General features: G+C 53.2%; 15 protein-coding genes. 9 read left to right on the top strand and 6 right to left on the bottom strand.

Features of this window, described 5'->3' with window-relative positions; genetic code table 11:
- Window positions 1–49 precede the first annotated feature (49 nt).
- Genes BLW97_RS00075 through minE form a run of 8 tightly spaced genes read left to right on the top strand, consistent with a single transcriptional unit; the run spans window position 50 to window position 7,364 of the window.
- A complete protein-coding gene (locus BLW97_RS00075; RefSeq protein ID WP_075321969.1) occupies window positions 50–1,117 on the top strand; it encodes a LysM peptidoglycan-binding domain-containing protein in 1,068 nt (355 codons plus the stop codon).
- On the top strand, window positions 1,117–2,214 hold the full coding sequence (gene dprA, locus BLW97_RS00070; protein ID WP_075321968.1) for a DNA-processing protein DprA: 1,098 nt from the start codon (window positions 1,117–1,119) through the stop codon (window positions 2,212–2,214). Before BLW97_RS00075 ends, dprA begins: the two co-directional genes overlap by 1 nt.
- A gap of 10 nt (window positions 2,215–2,224) precedes the next feature.
- Window positions 2,225–2,662, top strand: a complete 438-nt coding sequence (locus BLW97_RS00065) for a Smg family protein (RefSeq protein WP_024894351.1) — start codon at window positions 2,225–2,227, stop codon at window positions 2,660–2,662.
- A 3-nt stretch (window positions 2,663–2,665) separates the two neighbouring features.
- The gene (topA, locus tag BLW97_RS00060; protein WP_075321967.1) at window positions 2,666–5,185 is read left to right on the top strand and encodes a type I DNA topoisomerase; all 2,520 of its coding nucleotides are present in this window, start codon (window positions 2,666–2,668) and stop codon (window positions 5,183–5,185) included.
- The gene (fdxA, locus tag BLW97_RS00055) at window positions 5,182–5,508 is read left to right on the top strand and encodes a ferredoxin FdxA (RefSeq protein WP_075321966.1); all 327 of its coding nucleotides are present in this window, start codon (window positions 5,182–5,184) and stop codon (window positions 5,506–5,508) included. Before topA ends, fdxA begins: the two co-directional genes overlap by 4 nt.
- A gap of 30 nt (window positions 5,509–5,538) precedes the next feature.
- Window positions 5,539–6,282: a septum site-determining protein MinC gene (minC, locus tag BLW97_RS00050; protein ID WP_075321965.1), complete on the top strand. Its 744-nt coding sequence runs from the start codon at window positions 5,539–5,541 to the stop codon at window positions 6,280–6,282.
- A gap of 19 nt (window positions 6,283–6,301) precedes the next feature.
- The gene (minD, locus tag BLW97_RS00045; protein WP_010640913.1) at window positions 6,302–7,111 is read left to right on the top strand and encodes a septum site-determining protein MinD; all 810 of its coding nucleotides are present in this window, start codon (window positions 6,302–6,304) and stop codon (window positions 7,109–7,111) included.
- Window position 7,112: 1 nt separating this feature from the next.
- Window positions 7,113–7,364 (top strand): cell division topological specificity factor MinE, encoded by a 252-nt coding sequence (gene minE / locus BLW97_RS00040; protein WP_010640915.1) that lies wholly within the window; start codon window positions 7,113–7,115, stop codon window positions 7,362–7,364.
- Between the two features lie 281 nt (window positions 7,365–7,645).
- Here minE and BLW97_RS00035 read toward each other — a convergent pair whose 3' ends face one another.
- Window positions 7,646–11,134: an FAD-dependent oxidoreductase gene (locus tag BLW97_RS00035; protein WP_075321964.1), complete on the bottom strand. Its 3,489-nt coding sequence runs from the start codon at window positions 11,132–11,134 to the stop codon at window positions 7,646–7,648.
- Between the two features lie 104 nt (window positions 11,135–11,238).
- Here BLW97_RS00035 and BLW97_RS00030 point away from each other — a divergent pair, with 104 nt between their 5' ends.
- Complete coding sequence (locus BLW97_RS00030) at window positions 11,239–12,030, top strand: UDP-2,3-diacylglucosamine diphosphatase (RefSeq protein WP_226856101.1); 792 nt, start codon at window positions 11,239–11,241, stop codon at window positions 12,028–12,030.
- 14 nt (window positions 12,031–12,044) lie between these two features.
- On the opposite strand, the gene gyrB is transcribed toward BLW97_RS00030, so the two are convergent.
- From gyrB to dnaA, 5 genes are read right to left on the bottom strand one after another with little or no spacing between them, the layout of a single operon-like run.
- Entirely contained in the window at window positions 12,045–14,447 is a 2,403-nt protein-coding gene (gene gyrB, locus BLW97_RS00025) for a DNA topoisomerase (ATP-hydrolyzing) subunit B (protein WP_075321963.1), read from the bottom strand.
- The gene (recF, locus tag BLW97_RS00020; protein WP_024894344.1) at window positions 14,444–15,499 is read right to left on the bottom strand and encodes a DNA replication/repair protein RecF; all 1,056 of its coding nucleotides are present in this window, start codon (window positions 15,497–15,499) and stop codon (window positions 14,444–14,446) included. Before recF ends, gyrB begins: the two co-directional genes overlap by 4 nt.
- 24 nt (window positions 15,500–15,523) lie before the next feature.
- A complete protein-coding gene (dnaN, locus tag BLW97_RS00015; protein WP_075321962.1) occupies window positions 15,524–16,621 on the bottom strand; it encodes a DNA polymerase III subunit beta in 1,098 nt (365 codons plus the stop codon).
- Window positions 16,621–16,878 carry a hypothetical protein gene (locus BLW97_RS00010; RefSeq protein ID WP_075321961.1) on the bottom strand — a complete coding sequence of 86 codons (258 nt, stop codon included), beginning with the start codon at window positions 16,876–16,878 and terminating at the stop codon, window positions 16,621–16,623. Before BLW97_RS00010 ends, dnaN begins: the two co-directional genes overlap by 1 nt.
- Window positions 16,875–18,233: a chromosomal replication initiator protein DnaA gene (gene dnaA / locus BLW97_RS00005; protein WP_010640941.1), complete on the bottom strand. Its 1,359-nt coding sequence runs from the start codon at window positions 18,231–18,233 to the stop codon at window positions 16,875–16,877. The genes BLW97_RS00010 and dnaA overlap by 4 nt, the downstream gene beginning before the upstream one ends.
- Window positions 18,234–18,376: the final 143 nt, after the last annotated feature.

The following is an 18,376-nucleotide window of genomic DNA, read 5'->3' as shown; positions in this document are numbered from 1 at the left end:
TATCTTGGACTAATACTATCCCCTGCGGAAGTCCAGCGGAGATCATTACATGTACAAACACATATGGCGCAACCTTGTTTTTACCCTAGGCCTGAGCGCCCTGGCCCCGGTAATGGCCCAGGCGGCGCCTGCCGGTATTCAACTGCGCACACAACAAAGTTATACCGTAAAACCTGGAGATACCCTCTGGGGCATTGCCGGCCATTTTCTGGTTCATCCCTGGCAGTGGCCACAGATATGGCACAAAAATCCCTACATTCAAAACCCCAACCTGATTTATCCCGGCGATCGCATTGTCATCCACTATGGGGCCAATGGTGAACCCGAACTGGGTCTCGCATCGTCTTTCAGTGAAAACGGAAGCAATCTTGTGGAGCTGCGTCCACAAATGTCGAAAGAGGCTGTACCCTCGGTTTCTACTGGTGAAGTGATGCCCTTTCTCGGTACTCCCGGAGTAATCGACAGTAAAAAACTCTTCGCGCAACTGCCTTATCTGGCTGCAGCCGCCAAGCAAAGACCCACCTATGTGACCGGGGATACGCTCTACACAGTCGGACTGGAAAAAGCCCCTGTTGGCTGCCGCTATCAAGTCGTCACCCTGGGACCGGAGTTATTCCAGGCCAAAACCCATCGTTCTTTGGGCTATGCCCTGGAAGACCTGGGGCAAGTGACGGTCACCCAGAGTGGTCATCACGCTGCGGTGCAAATCACCAAACTCCGCAAAGAAATTGATCTTGGTGCACGCCTGGTACCTGTCGTCACGACGGCAATCCCTCATTATTTTCCCAGTGCACCCCTCCATGCTGTCGCGGGTCATATCATTGGCCAACTGGATGGGAACCCGGCGCTGACCGTCGGTCAGGTAGTCATCATTGATCAGGGTGCCCGGGATGATCTCAAGCCCGGTAATATCCTGCAGATCCAGCGTAGCGGGGTAACGACCAATGCGGTTACCGGCAAGGCCTTTACACTGCCGGACCAAACCATCGGCGATATCATGGTGTTCCGGGTTTTCCCCTCGGTTTCCTATGCAGTCATCACCATGGCCAGTCAGAGCATCCGCCTGGGAGATGCAATTCACAGTCCTGCCTCAGCCGATGGCACTGTGCAAAAATAATGTCTGATGCCGCCTGGCTGGCACTTTGCCGAATTAACGGTTTGGGGCCACAGCGGCAACAGGCTTTACTGGAGCGATTTAGCCATGCCGCCGCCTGCTTTCAAACGGGGGCCGGCCTGTTACAAGACCTCGGTTTGTCCGCAAAGCAGATCCAGGCTCTGCAAAAAGACCCCGAAGACCTTATCCGTCCTGCTGACCGGCGCTGGCTGAATAGTCCCGATACGGATTTATGTCGCTGGACGGATCCCGATTATCCGCCTTTGCTGCGGCAAATTCCCGACCCACCGCCCCTGTTATTTATTCGGGGACAGCGTTCCTGTCTGAACCAGCCCATGCTGGCCATTGTCGGCAGCCGCTCGGCAACGGCCGTAGGGGCAGCTACCGCCGAGGCTTTTGCCCGCAGTCTTGGTGAAACCGGGCTGATCATTACCAGTGGCCTGGCCTTGGGCATTGACGCTGCCGCCCATCGCGGTGCTCTGGTCAGCGGCACAGTTGCCGTACTGGGCACCGGCGCCGATCTGATTTATCCGCGCACGCATTTACAGTTGGCGCACCAGATTATCGAGCATGGCCTGCTCGTCAGTGAACAAGCCCCGGAAACCGGGCCACATAGTGGCCTGTTTCCGCGTCGCAACCGCATCATCAGCGGACTCAGTCTGGGGGTACTGATTGTTGAGGCGGCGGAAAACAGCGGCTCCCTGATTACTGCCCGCCTGGCTATCGAGCAGGGGCGAGAAGTATTTGCAGTACCCGGTTCGATCCACTCACCGCTGTCCCGGGGTCCGCATCGTCTGATTCGTGACGGTGCCAAACTGGTGGAAAGTGCCGGGGATGTGTTGAGCGAGCTGGGGCCGCTATTTGGCGCATTATGCCAGGCCCGACCGGTAACATCAGCGGATCATTGGCAACCTGACGATCCCCATCAGGCGAAAGTCTGGGCGGCAATGGACTTTGATCCGCTGACAGCAGAAGAAATTGCTGCGCGTTGTGGATTGACGCTGGGCGAGCTTTCGGCCATCCTCTTGGAAATGGAAATATCAGGTTACCTCACGGCCAGCCCCGGCGGCCGGTTCTGTCGCCTCCCTCCTGCACCCTGAAGGCTCTGGCATGGAAGACGTCATAGACATAATTACATACCTACTGGATCACCTCGACGACGAAGACGACGCGGTCATTGAAGATCATCTTCGTGCCGTGGGTTTTCCCGACGCGGACATTCAGCGCGCCCTCGACTGGATGGAGGGTTTTGCTGTTGAAGAACAGGAAGATACCAGTCCCCGAGCGCTGCGCGCCTATCATCCCTACGAGCTGCAGAACCTTTCTGTGGCAGCACGCGGTCAACTGCATGACTGGGAACGCCTGGGCGTCATTAACGGCGCCATGCGGGAGCGGATCATTGATCGTTTACTGGCCCTCGACCTTGAGGATATGGATATGGAAACCCTTGACTGGGTTGCCTTCATGGTAATGGCCAACGATCCCGGCCCGGAAGCACTCTGGGTAGACGCCTTACTGGACACAGACGGAACCCGGATACTGCACTGACCTATGGCCCATCAGCTCGTAATTGTCGAATCTCCTGCCAAAGCCAAAACCATCCAGAAATATCTCGGGGATGATTTTGAAGTTCTGGCCTCTTATGGTCACGTTCGTGATCTTCGCCCCAAAGAAGGGGCCGTTGATCCTGAGCAGGATTTTGCCATGCGTTATGAAGCCATCGAGCGCAATGAACGACATGTAGAAGCCATTATCAAGGCATTGCGCAAGGCTGATAAACTATGGCTCGCCACCGATCCGGACCGCGAAGGCGAAGCCATTTCCTGGCATTTGGTAGAACTGCTGCGCGAGCGCAAGCAGTTGGGAAACAAGCCCGCCCAGCGCGTGGTTTTTCACGAAATCACCAAAAAGGCCGTGCAGGAAGCCATTGCCAATCCCCGTGAAATCGCCATGGATCTGGTCAATGCCCAACAGGCCCGGCGCGCCCTGGACTATCTGGTGGGCTTCAATTTGTCACCGCTGCTGTGGCGCAAAGTGCGTCCCGGCCTTTCTGCCGGTCGGGTGCAAAGCGCCGCCCTGCGTCTGATCTGCGAGCGGGAAGACGAAATTGAAGCATTTGTCAGCCAGGAATATTGGACGATTGCGGCACGCCTGCTGCACGCCGATAGCGAGTTTTCCGGGCGTTTGACGCACTGGCAAAACAAAAAACTGGAACAATTTGATATCAACAATGAAACCCAGGCAGAATCCATACGCAGCGGTATGGAAGCGGATATGCAGCAGCAAGCGCTTCGGGTCCGCGAAGTGGAGCGTAAAAGCCGGCAACGTCAGCCTGCCGCGCCTTTTACAACCTCCACCCTGCAGCAGGAAGCCTCCCGCAAACTGGGTTTCAACGCCAGCCGCACCATGCGCGTCGCCCAGCAGCTTTATGAAGGCATAAACATTGGGAGTGAAACCGTCGGCCTGATCAGTTACATGCGTACGGATGCCGTCAACCTTTCCGAAGAAGCCATTGCCGATATTCGCGGTTTCATCGACGGGCATTATGGTCATGAATTTGTCCCTGAAAGCCCACGTCGTTACAAAACCAAAACCAAAAATGCCCAGGAAGCCCATGAAGCTGTGCGCCCGACGGACATCAGTCGAACGCCGGAAATGCTGCAGGGTATTCTCGAAAAGGATTTGTGGCGGCTATATGATCTGATCTGGAAACGCAGCGTCGCCTGTCAGATGGCTCCGGCCCGCCTGGATATGGTCGCTGTAGACATGGATGCCGGGACCCACTGGACGCTACGTGCCAACGGTTCGACCGTTACTTTCCCCGGCTTCATGGCGGTTTATCTGGAAGGGAAAGATGATACGGACGAAGATGAAAATAATCGTATTCTCCCGCCTCTGGAACAAGGCGACCAGCCGCAGGTCCAGGGCGTAGATTCGGAACAGCATTTTACCGAACCGCCACCCCGCTACAGTGATGCGACGCTGGTAAAAACTCTGGAAGCCCATGGCATCGGGAGGCCCTCTACTTACGCCAGCATTATTCAGACCCTGCAAAATCGCGAATATGTAGAAACGGAACAACGTCGCTTTAGGCCCACCGATCTGGGCAGAGTCGTTGGACGCTTTCTGTCCAATCATTTTGAGCGTTATGTGGACTACAACTTTACCGCAGGTATGGAAGATGAGCTGGATGCCATCTCCCGTGGCGAAAAGCAATGGCGGCCGGTACTGAACGAATTTTGGGGACCATTTCGCTCCTTGCTGGATGAAAAAGCCAACGTCAGTCGCGCCGAAGCCACCAGCGAAGCCATGGACGAAAATTGTCCTGAATGTGGAAAGCCACTATTTCTGCGCCTTGGACGGCATGGTCGTTTTGTCGCCTGTTCAGGATACCCCGAATGCAAATACACCCGTCCTGTGGACGGACCCCGGGAAGCCCCTGAACCCGTTGGACGCGACTGTCCCGACTGCGGAAAACCTCTGGTGTATAAAACCGGGCGCTACGGGCGCTTTATTTCCTGTAGTGGTTATCCGGAATGTAAGCACATTGAACCGTTGACCCAGCCCAAGTCTTCCGGCGTCACCTGTCCGCAATGTGGAGAAGGCGAACTGGTAGAAAAGCGCAGCCGTTATGGCAAAGTATTTTATTCCTGCAATACTTATCCAAAATGCACTTACGCCGTCTGGGGACCACCGGTTGCCAAAGCCTGTCCACGTTGTGCCTGGCCGATCATGATTGAAAAAAGTGGAAAACGACTGGGAGAACAACTTGCCTGTCCTCAGCAAGAATGTGGATTCCATTTTCAGGTGACTGCCAGTGAAGCAGAAATTGCAGCACTGCTGGTTGACTATACGCCGCCTCCTCCCCGGGAAAAACGCGCCGCGCCCGCCAAAGCTCCGGCGCGCAACGCCGCCAGCAAAACAGTGAAAAGTCCCGCTAAAAAGACCACAAAAACGGCTTCTGCAAAGAAAACCACAGCCAAAAAAACCACCAAGGCCTCAACAACTACCGTCGACAAACCCGCGCCCGCAGCACGCAAGCGCGCCAGTAAAAAAGTAGACAACCCATGACTTACGTCGTTACCGAAAACTGTATCCAGTGCAAATACACCGATTGCGCAGAAGTGTGTCCTGTTGAATGCTTTCATGAAGGCCCCAATTTTCTGGTTATTGATCCTGACGAATGTATTGACTGCGCCGCCTGTATTCCCGAATGCCCGGCAGATGCCATTTTTGCCGAAGACGAGGTGCCGGAAGACCAGCGCGACTTCACCGCCATCAATGCTGAACTCACCAAAAAATGGCCTATCATTTTGCGCAAGAAAAGTGCTCTACCCGATGCAGAAACCTGGAACGGCAAAACGGATAAACGCCCACTGCTGAAAGAAAACTGATCGGAGATCATGAAATGTTTCACGTGAAACATGTCTGCTAAAAAAACAGAAGCGGGCTCTCCCAAATTTTCCCCCTTACGCTTGAGTGGAAGCGTCTTTACGCTTTCTGTTTTACAGTTGGAAAGTAATGACCCGGCCTTGCTCAAGGCGCGCATTGACGAAGAACACCGCCGTCATCCTGCTGCTGCGGCATTCCATCAGGAATCACCGCTGGTCTTGGATCTGAGCGGCATTCCTGAAGAAGCCCCACTGGCTCTCGAAAAAATTATCACGGTATTAAGGGCTGCAGGCTGGCTGCCCGTAGGCATTCGCAATGCCGCAACAACCCATCAGCTGCTGGCCACATCCCTTCACCTTCCGGTATTGCGTGGACAAGCCCAGCGCACTCCGGCAAAATCCGAAGCAACCTTAAGCCAGCCGTCCAATGCTCCCAGCCCAGCACCATCTGCCGGCCTGCTGATTGAACACCCGGTGCGCAGTGGGCAACGAAATTACGCGCGTAATGGCGATCTGGTCTGTATGGCAACCGTCAACGCCGGAGCGGAAATCATCGCTGACCGCAACATTCATGTTTACGGACCGCTGCGAGGTCGCGCTTTAGCCGGAGTCAACGGCGATGAAAATGCCCGTATATTTTGCATGGCACTGGAGGCAGAACTGGTTTCCATCGCAGGATTATATCGGACCCTCGAACCGGACCACCCCCTTTGGGGAAAACCTGCGCAGGTTTACAGCCGGGACGAGCAACTGCATATTACCCCCTTAAATTCATAATGATCCGGAGAAAAAAAACGTGGCCAAAATAATCGTCATAACTTCAGGGAAAGGTGGCGTCGGCAAAACCACCACCAGCGCAGCTTTTGCCAGCGGCCTCGCGCTGCGCGGGTATAAAACGGTCGTCATAGATTTTGACGTGGGTTTACGCAATCTTGATCTCATTATGGGTTGCGAGCGTCGGGTAGTTTACGATCTCATCAACGTCATTCAGGGTGAGGCAAAGCTCCAGCAGGCCCTGATCAAAGACAAACACTGCGAAAACCTGTATGTGCTCCCCACATCACAAACCCGCGATAAGGATGCCTTGACCGTTGAAGGGGTTACCACGGTTATGGACGAACTGCGCAAAGACTTTGATTATATTGTCTGTGATTCGCCGGCTGGCATTGAATCAGGAGCGCTGATGGCCTTGTATCATGCGGATGAGGCGATTGTCGTCACCAACCCAGAAGTTTCTTCAGTACGCGACTCCGATCGGATTCTGGGGATTCTTGCTGCACGCTCACGTCGAGCCGAACAGGGAGAAGAACCCGTCAAGGAACATTTATTGTTGACCCGTTATTCCGCCAAGCGGGTGGAAGACGGTGAAATGCTTTCCCTGGAAGACGTCAAGGAATTATTGAGGACACCACTGCTGGGTGTCATTCCCGAGTCAGAAGTGGTGCTGCAGGCTTCCAACCAGGGTATTCCCGCCGTGCATATGGGAAACACCGATGTGGCTGAAGCCTATAAGGATGTAGTAGCCCGCTTCCTGGGCGAAGAAAAACCCCTCCGATTTATTCAGGCTCCGAAAGTGGGTTTTTTCAAAAAGCTTTTTGGAGGCTGACATGTCCATACTTGATTATATTCTCGGTTCCCGGAAAAAAACGGCCAATGTGGCCAAAGACCGTTTAAAACTTATTCTTGCCCATGAAAGGGAAGAAGGGGGACCTGATTTTTTACCTGCCCTGCAAGAAGAATTACTGACGGTTATCGCCAAGTATATTCCCGTGGATAAAAACAACATCAAGGTCAGTATGGAACGCAAAGGCGACTTTGAGGTGCTGGAGCTGAACATCCTATTTCCTGATCAGCATTAAGTTTTTATCAAAGGCTCAGGTCAAAGTCGCTGCAAAACACCCTCCAGGCCAACTGCTGCTTTCGGGTTTTATTAGCTTTAATCCTAAAAATGGCAGTTGCTGTGGGTGCTTTGCAGCGACTTTTGTTTTGAGCCGTTGTTGTTCTTGGTGAAATCCTGCGCCCGTCAGGAGAGCTGTTTGAGCCCGCAGGGCGAGTTCTCTCCTGACAACAGGATGAGCCTTAGTACAACAGGCAAGGAACAATGGAGCAAAAAGCACCCACGGCAACTGCCGTTTTTAGGCTAATTACTCTCAGCGCGTAAATGATCCAGCCACTGACTGGATATTCTTTCCAGCAAGCGATTCTGGCTCTGGCGTGCCGTCAGATTATCAAGATCCACCCATGCCAGGGGCTGGTCCTGGCCGGCGCAGGAAAATACCGCTTTGGTCCGTTTGCCGGTTTCCGGATCAATCTGCCACTGCAAACATTGGGCGCAGACGCCTTTGAGCATGCACTGCATCGGGCTACCTACTGTGGCTACCGCTTCCAGATCACTGCGGAAATAAGCACTGAGAGATCCTTTCAGGGCCTGCTGAAAGCCTTTTAATAATCCAGTAGAGCCCATGACCATCAAGCGATCCACCTGATCCAAGGCTACCGCCCCCGGCACCGTACTCTGACCGGGAAGTTCGGCGGCTCCGTAAGCACGTAACAACTCCACCATATCACTGGCTTCGACACTCAAGTCCTGAGGACGATGGGTTGCAATCAGCGGACCACTCCCCGTGCACCAGATAATCTGATCCGCCGCTTCTTCAAGTTCCGCCTGATTATCCAGTTCGCTGGCTTTACCCAAAGCGGCGACATACAGGACCCGATTACCCGCAGCGCGGAGCGCTGGACCGATATCCAGCATGACCGCAGCGCCCCAGCGTCCTGCCACCACCAGAATGGTTTTATTCTGGGGAATATCCGTCGGTGCTCCAGTGGGACCCATTAATATCAAGGGATCACCGGGTTCCAGGCTCCCTACCAGACGCGGCCCGGTTCCCCATTGCAGTACCATCAGACGCACCGCATCATCTTCGACGCCGGCACCACTGACGGTCAGAACCGGAATCTGCAGGCGGGTATTATTCACAACCGGGCTATGGCTTTCAAAAGTCTGCAGACGGAAAAACTGGCCCGGCCGGAAATTGCGGGCGGCCAGAGGGGCTTTAATCCACATTTCGGTTACCGCCGGGTTACTGCGATCCACGCGCAGCACGCGCATGGTCAGCAAATCCCGCAAGTTTTCCTGAAAGTCCGGCAGCTTATGTTGGGTTACCGGAGCGAGGGCGTTAAGACCGTGCATGACCTGCGGATAACTGGCTTTTGCCGAGGCAATGGCCTTGACCACGCTGCCATGAAACACCGGATGGGTATCACCAATGAAACTGACACGATGCGCCTGCTCATCTGTATAGGAAGTAAACGGGCCGGCTTCGGGTGCCTTGCAGTGTTCAGCCACCTGCACAGCCTGAAGAGCACTCTTGCCGTGGGCCACATGGGTCTGAAAATGATCCCCATCCAGCAGCAGGGTACCGGGATACTCTCTTTCATAAATAGTATTCGGTACGGTTCCCGCCGCAATAAACACCGCACGAGCTGGTAAACGCAACTCCTGGTCACTGCTCAGCCAACGACCTTCGGCTTCACGCATCTGCCGGAATACCATGTGGGCGATGTGTCCATAGGTATCCAGTTCGGCACGCAGAGGATCCAGACCCTCTGCGTAATACAGGCCTTCTTCCATGGCCTTGATCAATTCTTCATGGTTGCGCGTATAAGCCGGGGATTGCCGCATACCCTTGCGATAAGCCAGCGTGACCCCGCCCCAGGATTGAATCAGGGGGACAAAATTCGGGGATTCTCCGCTTTCCTGCGCGCGTTTCCTTTCCTGGCGAACGGCGCGCCCGTGGGCAAGAAATTCTTCGAGAATTTCCGTGTCTTCGGCAGAAAGTCCGGCACGCATTTTTTCCTCCCCGCCGCGCTGGGACATCTGCTCATAACGCTCAAGGACTTTTTCAACCTGACGAATGTAATAGGCCTGCACTTCGGTGGCAGTATCCACCGCTGTGAGACCACCACCAATGACCACTGCGGGCAAGCGTACCTGCAAATTGGCGAGACTGCTCTTTTTCCCGGCACCGGTCAGCTGCAGGGCCATGAGGAAATCACTGGCCTGACGCATGCCCCGCGCCAAACTTTCGCCCATGGGAACCACTCTGGGCAAACCCGCACCCGTGGCAATACAGACATGATCAAACCCCAGAGACCAGGCATCTTCCAGGGTGATGGTGCCACCCAAACGCACGCCCCCGAAAATCTGAAAGCCGGGACGCCGAGCTAAAGTCAGATAAATGAGTTTGAGAAAGTTCTTGTCCCAACGCACGGTGATACCATATTCCGCCACCCCGCCAAAACCCAGCAGAATCCGCTCGTCCAGGTCTTCCTGCAAGGTGCTCCAGTCACGAATCGGCGCGGACAGCCAGGCTTCCGGCAGCGGTTCGATTTTCAGTCCATCAATACCCACTACCGCACAACCTTCCTGCAGCAAATGTTGAGCCATGGTGAAGCCCGCCGGCCCCATGCCTGCCACCAGCACCTTGCGCCCATTATACGGTTGTGCCGCAAATTGAACGGCGCGCAAGGGATTCCAGCGGGTCAGCAAATCATACAGCTCAATCCCCCAGGGGAGGTTGAGGACATCCGTCAAAATGCGGGTTTCAACCTGCGGAATGTTGACCGGGTCCTGCTTCTGGTACACACAGGCTTTCATGCAGTCATTGCAGATGCGATGGCCGGTAGCGGGAACCATGGGATTATCGACCATGGCCATGGCCAATGCCGCCAGATTCAGTCCGTCCCGTTTGAGAATCTGCATTTCCGAAATTTTTTCTTCGAGGGGACAGCCCGTCAGGGTCACGCCCAGAGGATCAACCTTCAGGCCCAGTTCCGGCACCCCTTTTTTTTCGGGGAATCCTCTGGAGCAAAAATCGCCATCATGATCATGACAATACAGACAATAATGGACTTCACTCTGCACGCTGCGCGGGTCCATGCGCAAATCCGTCAGATGAAAGCTGTCGCGGCGACGCAGGGTACCGTCGGGCGCTACAAATGGCGTACCGGGCACCTGATCGAGCTTTTTGAGGGGCACGAGGGCCTCATGATCTACGCGCTGGGGCAAACGGAAGCTCGACCACCCCGTAACCGCCAGAGCTGCCTGGGGGTCCTGAAGAATCAGGGCACACCATTGGGTCAGGCGCTGAATCTCCTCAGCATGGGTATTTTCATCCTTGAGCCAATCTTCACCAAGCCGGGAAATCGCCCACTCACGATCCGTATCGGGCCAGGCGCGTTGGCGTATCTGGCTATCCAGCCATTGATCCAAATCCGCAAAAGTCTCCGGAAAATCTCCGCGATAACGCCGGGCGCGACGCAGCACAAAATGCTTTTTGAATTCCATGACTACATCATGACTGCGGGTTTGTGTCTGTAATTCAGAGACTTCTTTTTCCAGGGCGAATAAGCGCGTAATAAACTGTTCCACATGGGGAGCCAGGCGCAGCAGAAAGTCGCTTTGTGCCTTGCTCGCCGGAAGCAAACCCTGAGCCCGGTAATCATGCAGGGCTTCGGCGAGTGAACTATCCGCTTTGTTCAGACTGTCGAGAAATTCCTGATCCAGACGCGCAATGCCCTCATCTGTAAAAAGTTCTTTATATTCAAAACCAACCAAATTCAGCACCCGTATCTCCCCATTCGCGCAGAGGCATACACGCCATCCACTTTCATCAAACTGTCACATTTTGCTGGCATTATAGACGTATGTCACGTTTTCAGGACGAAACTATGCCTCATTACCGCAGTATTTTCCTGTCCGATGTCCACCTCGGGACCCGAGGCTGTCAGGCAGAAAGTCTGCTCGACTTCCTGCGCCACAATTCCTGCCAGCAATTATATCTGGTCGGCGACATCATTGATTTATGGCGACTCAAAATACGCTGGTACTGGCCGCGCAGCCACAATACTGTCGTCCAGAAAATCCTGCGTCTGGCGCGTTCGGGTGTCGTGGTCCGCTATATTCGCGGAAATCATGACCCCGTCTATGAGCTGCTCTCTGATTATGTTCAGGGTCAGGATGATGAGAGCATTTCCCTGGGCGATATTGCCATTCTCAGTGAGACCGTTCATGAAACCGCCGATGGAAAAAAACTCTGGGTGATTCATGGGGATCAATTTGATGCGGCCATGCGTTATGCTACCTGGCTGATTCATCTCGGTGATCATGGTTATATCCTGTTGCTCTGGCTCAATCGCCTGCTGCAGTCCGTCTTCCGTCGTCTGGGTCTGCGCCGGCACTGGTCCCTGAGTGCCTACATCAAGTACCGGGTCAAAAAGGCCGTGCAATTTATCAACGACTACGAACATCTGCTTGCCGAAGAAACCGCCCGCCGGGGTTATGCCGGGGTTATTTGTGGCCATATTCATCATGCTGAACAAAAAAGCATTGATGGCATACTTTACTACAATGATGGTGACTGGGTGGAAAGCTGTACGGCGCTGGTAGAACACATGGATGGCCGGATGGAAATTATCCACTGGCCCATCACATTGCGTTTTGATCAGGACGTCGCCGCCTGAAGCCGGTTTACCGGCTAAATATCCAGTCGCGATACAAAGCGGGCGTTTTCTTCTATAAAACGCCGGCGCGGTTCTACAGCGTCCCCCATCAACATGGAAAATACTTCATCTGCGGCAATGGCATCTTCCACATCAACCCGAACCAGTCTGCGGTTTTCCGCATTCATGGTGGTTTCCCAGAGTTGCTCCGGATTCATCTCACCAAGACCTTTGTAGCGCTGAATTTCCACGCCCTTGCGGGCATCTGCCAAAAGCCAGTCCATCGCCTCCCGGAAACGCTGAACCACGCGATTTTTCTCGCCCCTCTTGATCACGGCGCCGGGATGCATGTTGCCTTCAATATTTTTGGCATATTCAGCCAGATGCCGGTATTCACCGCCCGCGAAAAAGTCCTGGTCAAAAAAGCGGAGTTCCTGACTGCCATGATGTTCACGCCGGACCACCAGTCGTAATCCGTCCGCTTCGCCGATTTTCTCGACTTGATAGTGTTCTGCGGGTAAAGCGGTTGCGCTCAGGGCCGTTCGTAGTCCTTCCGCAAACTGGTCCCAGTCATCATTACGGGCGGTTTCTGCAGCAATGGGCGGCAGGGTTGCCAGCGCCCAGAGCAGGGTGGCGGGATAACGCCTTTCCAGACGCTGCACCAGGGCTTCAATATTCTGGTATTGCCGCATCATGCCAGCAAGCTGATCCACACTGACGGCTTCACTATTTGCGGAAAGATGAAATTCAGCACCATGCATGGCGATTTCACGCAGATAAGCTGCCAGTTCCGTATCATCTTTGATATAGCGTTCGTCTTTGCCTTTTTTAACCTTGTATAAAGGGGGCTGGGCAATATATACATGACCACGATCCACCAGATCCGGCATCTGCCGGTAAAAAAATGTCAGCAACAGGGTACGAATATGACTGCCATCCACATCCGCATCGGTCATGATGATGACGCGGTGGTAACGTAACTTGGCCAGATTAAAATCTTCCTTGCCGATACCGGTGCCCAGCGCGGTAATGAGGGTGCCGATTTCATCCGAAGACAGCATTTTGTCGAAACGTGCCCGTTCGACGTTCAGAATTTTTCCTTTAAGCGGCAAAATGGCCTGATGACGACGATCCCGGCCCTGTTTGGCAGAACCCCCTGCCGAATCTCCTTCCACCAGATAAATTTCGCAAAGACTGGGGTCTTTTTCCTGACAATCGGCCAGTTTACCCGGAAGGTTGGCAATATCCAGAGCCCCTTTGCGGCGCGTCAATTCACGCGCCTTGCGGGCGGCTTCCCGGGCCCGGGCGGCGTCAACGATTTTCGCGGCAATAGCCTGGGCTTCCTTGGGGTGTTCATCCAGAAAAATGGTGAGGGCCTCGGCCATGGAAGATTCGACCACCGGTTTCACTTCACTGGAAACCAGTTTGTCCTTGGTTTGTGAAGAGAACTTGGGATCTGGCACTTTTACGGAAAGTACCGCCGTCAATCCTTCGCGGGCATCGTCACCAGTGACGGAAACCTTGGCTTTGGCCAGGGTTCCTTCTCTTTCCATATACTGATTGAGGGTACGGGTCAGGGCGGCACGAAATCCAGCCAGATGGGTTCCGCCGTCGTTCTGGGGAATGTTGTTGGTGTAGCACAGCACCGTTTCGTTGTAGCCCTCATTCCACTGTAGCGCTGCTTCTACAACAATCCCGTCGCGTTCGCCGGCAAGGCTGATTACATGCGGATGAATGGCGGTTTTGCTGCGATTGAGATGTTCCACAAAGGCGCGAATGCCGCCGTGGTAATGGAAAATTTCTTCACGGTTGACCCTCTCATCCAGAAGCGTGATATGTACTCCTGAATTCAGAAAAGCCAGTTCGCGCAGGCGCTTGGCGAGAATTTCAAAATGGAACTGGGTATCGGCAAAAACCTCCGGAGAAGGTTTGAAACGGATGATGGTACCATGCCGGGTGGATGCTTCGCCCCGGGCAATAGGCGCCAGAGGGGCGCCATCCGCATAGGACTGGGTCCAGACAAATCCATCCCGGTAAATGCGCAGTTGCAGGGAAATGGACAGGGCATTTACTACAGAAACGCCGACACCGTGCAATCCACCCGAGACTTTGTAGGAGTTATCGTCAAACTTGCCACCCGCATGCAGGATGGTCATGATGACTTCAGCGGCGGAACGACCTTCTTCGGCATGAACATCCACCGGAATACCCCGTCCGTTATCACTGACACTGACCGAATCATCGTCATGAATGGTGACCACAATAGTATCGCAATGCCCACCCAGCGCTTCATCAATGGCATTATCTACCACTTCAAAAACCATATGATGCAAGCCACTGCCATCATCGGTGTCGCCAATGTACATGCCCGGGCGTTTTCGTACCGCTTCCAGCCCTTTCAACACCTGGATACTGGAAGAATCGTACTTTTGCGTCATATTACTATTTCCTTTTCAAGCTGGCCCTGGGCCAGATAAAAATGACTGCCTTGAACACCTGCCGGTATTTGTCCGGCTGCAGTCACCGCAGCAAAAACCTGTACATTCAGTACATTCAGTTGTTCAACCCACCAGTTTCTGGCGGATTCATCCAGTTCGGCCGCAAAATCATCAATCAATAGGGTCGGCAAAGCAAAACCGGCTTCCCTGAGCAGGAGCAACTGCGCAATGCGATAGGCAAGACCCAATATGCGCAACTGCCCACGGGAAAGAATATCCAGGGCCATTTTCTGGCGAACCCGAAAAACCAGATTGGCCCGGTGTGGTCCACTATGGGTATATCCCATTTCCCGATCCTGTCCCAGATCGCGCTGCAAACTTTCCTGCAAGGCCAATCCTTCTTTCCAGCCGCTCTGCAGATGTAAACCCAATATCTCAGTAGCGCCGGACCAACTGGTCCAAAGTTTCTGCAGATAAGGTTCTATGCGTGTCAGATAATCCTGACGGCGTTGCTGAATACCTTCTCCGGCCATAGCCAATGCCGAATCCCAGGGACTTTTGCCTTGGGGTTTTTTCAGCCAAGCATTACGCTGTGCCAGGGCTCGACGATACTCCCGAAAAACCGTGCCGTAGTATGGATCCACATAATAAATTCCCCAATCCATGATCCGTCGCCGATCATCCGCCGTGCCGGCAACAAAATGACTGTTATCATCATGTAGACTTTGCAGAGGCAGGATATCCAGCAATTCCCAGGCTGAATGGACAGACTCACCATCATAACGTATTTCCCGCACTTCGCCACGTCTGCGCAAAGCCAGGAAATGATCAGACATCCGCGCAGTGAGCAGGTATTCCGCATCACCTTCGCGCAGAACGTGGCGTGGTCCATGCCGCCAGGTTTGTCCGGTACCCAGAATGTGGAGGGCTTCAAGGACCGTACTTTTTCCTGCGCCGTTCGCACCAATCAACCAGTTCCACCGGGCATGGGTAGAAAGTTGTAAATTCTGAATACAACGCAACGACTGAATTTGCAGAGTCTCCAGGGTCATCAGGCAGGGATTTTCAGGACTGGATCAGAGCCGCACCGGCATCAGAATGTAAACCGGATTATCTGAGTCCGGCGGTGTGAAAACGGCTGCACTGTTGCCGTCCTTGATACGCATGCGAATATTTTCCTGAGAAAAAATCTGGATGCTATCGGTGAGATAGCGACTGTTAAAGGCAATGTTCATTTCATCATTTTGATATTCTATAGAAAGTTCGATTTCTCCTTCTTCCTGTTCTTCGTTACGACTGCTCAAGGTCATCAGATTTTTGCCCAGATTGACCTGGGTGGTGGGATTACGATCACTGACCAGTACTTCACTTTGTTGCAGGGCGCTTTTGAAGTTTTGGCGATCAAGCATTGCGGAAAAAGGATGTCCCTGAGGAATAACCCGCCGATAATCAGGATACTTGGCATCAATCAGTTTACAGGCAAATTGTTGATCACCATCATCCAGTACAAAACTGGTATCAGAAAGCGAGAGATGAATATTTCCACCGTTGACAATGCGCAGTAATTCCATGACGGCCTTGCGGGGAAGAATGCACTGGAAACTTTCTTCTTCCAGGCTATTGGCAAATGGCAAAGTCATCATGGAAAGGCGATGACCATCCGTGGCTACCAGGCGCATTTCCTGACCTTGTACTTCGAGAAGCACCCCATTCAGAAAGATGCGGGCGTCATTTTGCGCCATGGTGTTGGCGGTTACTGCCAGTGCTTCCCGAAATAAAGTGGCTTCGCAATCACCCTGGCAGCGACTGCTGTGAATATTGAGATAAGGAAATTGTTCAGCGGGGAGTACATGCAGGGTAAAGCGGCTTTTAACTGCTTTCAGTAACAGTTTTTCGCCATCCTTGTGAAACTCCAGAGGGGTGTGTTCGGGTAAGGCCCGGCAAATATCATAAAGTTTACGGGCAGGAACCGCGCAGCTTCCGGGAGTATCTACTGGATGATCCTTGTCCACACTGAGCTGTACTTCCTGATCTGTGGCGATGAAACGGCAATGTTGTCCGGCAGCTTCGATCAGCACATGGGCAAGAATGGGTTGGATGGGTCTGCGATCGGCAATATTCGCCATATTCGCCAAAATGGGCAGTATGTCTTCACGATCCATGGTGAGTTTCATCAGGAAATGCTCCTTATGGTGTTAACTAAATAAATTATATTCTCCTTTTTAACTACTATTATTATTAAGGGCCTGAAGGCCTGTGGGAAACCGATATAAGCCCTTGTTAGGCATATTTTTATTGCATTAGACAAAGCGCCGGCAAGCTGTGGATAAGCAGGTATGATCGGGGATAAAAATGAGCGGTAGTTTTCATACATGCTCAGCACCGTACTTTTCCATGGGCTTTTCCACAGCTTGTTTCCTAATCCGGTCATGCGCCCAGTATCCGCAGCAAATTGTTATAATCTTCATTGATTTGAGAGTCTTCCTGACGAAGTTTTTCAATTTGTCGGCAGGCATGCAGTACGGTGGTGTGATCGCGACCACCAAAGGCCTCACCGATTTCCGGCAGGCTGTGATTGGTGAGTTCCTTGGTGAGCGACATGGCGACTTGGCGGGGGCGGGCAATATTACGACTCCGCCGCTTGGACTGCATGTCAGAGCCACGTATATGAAAATATTCGGCAACGACTTTCTGGATATTTTCCAGGCTGACCATGCGTTTCTGGACGTCAATGAGATCCCGCAGGGCTTCCCTGGCAGTATCCAGATTGTACGGCTTATGGGTAAAGTTAACGTGGGCGACGACCCGCCTTAACGCCCCTTCCAGTTCACGAACATGGGAGCGGATTTTTTCGGCAATGAAAAAAGCTACTTCTTCGGGCAGTTCTATGCCAATTTCTTCAGCCTTGCATAGAACAATCGCCATACGGGTTTCCAGATCATGAGGCTGAATGGCGACGGTGAGACCCCAACCGAAACGCGACTGGAGTCTTTCTTCGAGATGTTCGACTTCCTTGGGGTAGCGATCACAGGTAATGATGATTTGTCGGCCACCATCAAACAGGGCGTTGAAGGTATGAAAAAATTCTTCCTGGGTGCGATCCTTGCCAGCAAAAAACTGAATATCATCAATAAGTAGGGCATCGAGTTTGCGATAACGCTGCTTGAAATCGTTGATGGTGTTATGTTGTAGAGAACGCACCATGTCCATGATGAAACCTTCGGCGCTGACATAAAGCACCTTGGCGTCTGCGTTGCGCTGGAGGATGGCATTGCCAACGGCTTGCATGAGATGAGTTTTACCCAGACCGACTCCCCCATATATGTACAGGGGATTGTAGGATTTACCCGGATGCTCGGAAACTTGTCGCGCTGCTGCTACGGCGAGCTGGTTGGACTTGCCCTCAACGTAGGATTGAAAGGAAAAGCCGGGATTGAGGCGATTGCCGTTACGCGGATCTGTACTGACCGGGCTGGGCGCAGCGCTGCTTTGGGGCTCCGGTGCAGGAGCCGCCGCTGTCGTATCCAGATTGAAGCGGAGCAGCATTCCTGGAGCCAGCTCGGCGAGAACCGCTTCCAGCAAATCCATCAGCCGTTCCCTGACCCACTGCATGACAAAAGGGTTGGGGGCAAACAGATGAAATTCGTTACCATGCAGCTCGCCACGCAAAGGGCGAAGCCAGGTATTGAACTGCTGAGGTGTTGTCTGTTCCTGCAGCTGTATGCAGAGCGCTTCCCAAAGGGCATCTCCGTTGTGCAGCGCGGATAAGTTTGAATCACGGCTCATACGTAACCTGGTCGAGTGCTGGGCGGTAAAATCGTGATGTTTGGACACGACAATCAGTCGCTGCAGTATAGCCAAGTGACACGATCTGCGCCAGTATATAATCTGGCCAGCCGGGATTTGTTAACTGAACATTGCTAAATTTT

The organism is Acidithiobacillus albertensis, assembly GCF_001931655.1.
Classification (GTDB): domain Bacteria; phylum Pseudomonadota; class Gammaproteobacteria; order Acidithiobacillales; family Acidithiobacillaceae; genus Acidithiobacillus; species Acidithiobacillus thiooxidans.
Note: the sequence above shows the minus strand (reverse complement) of the source record. Positions and strands in the feature narration are given on the sequence as shown.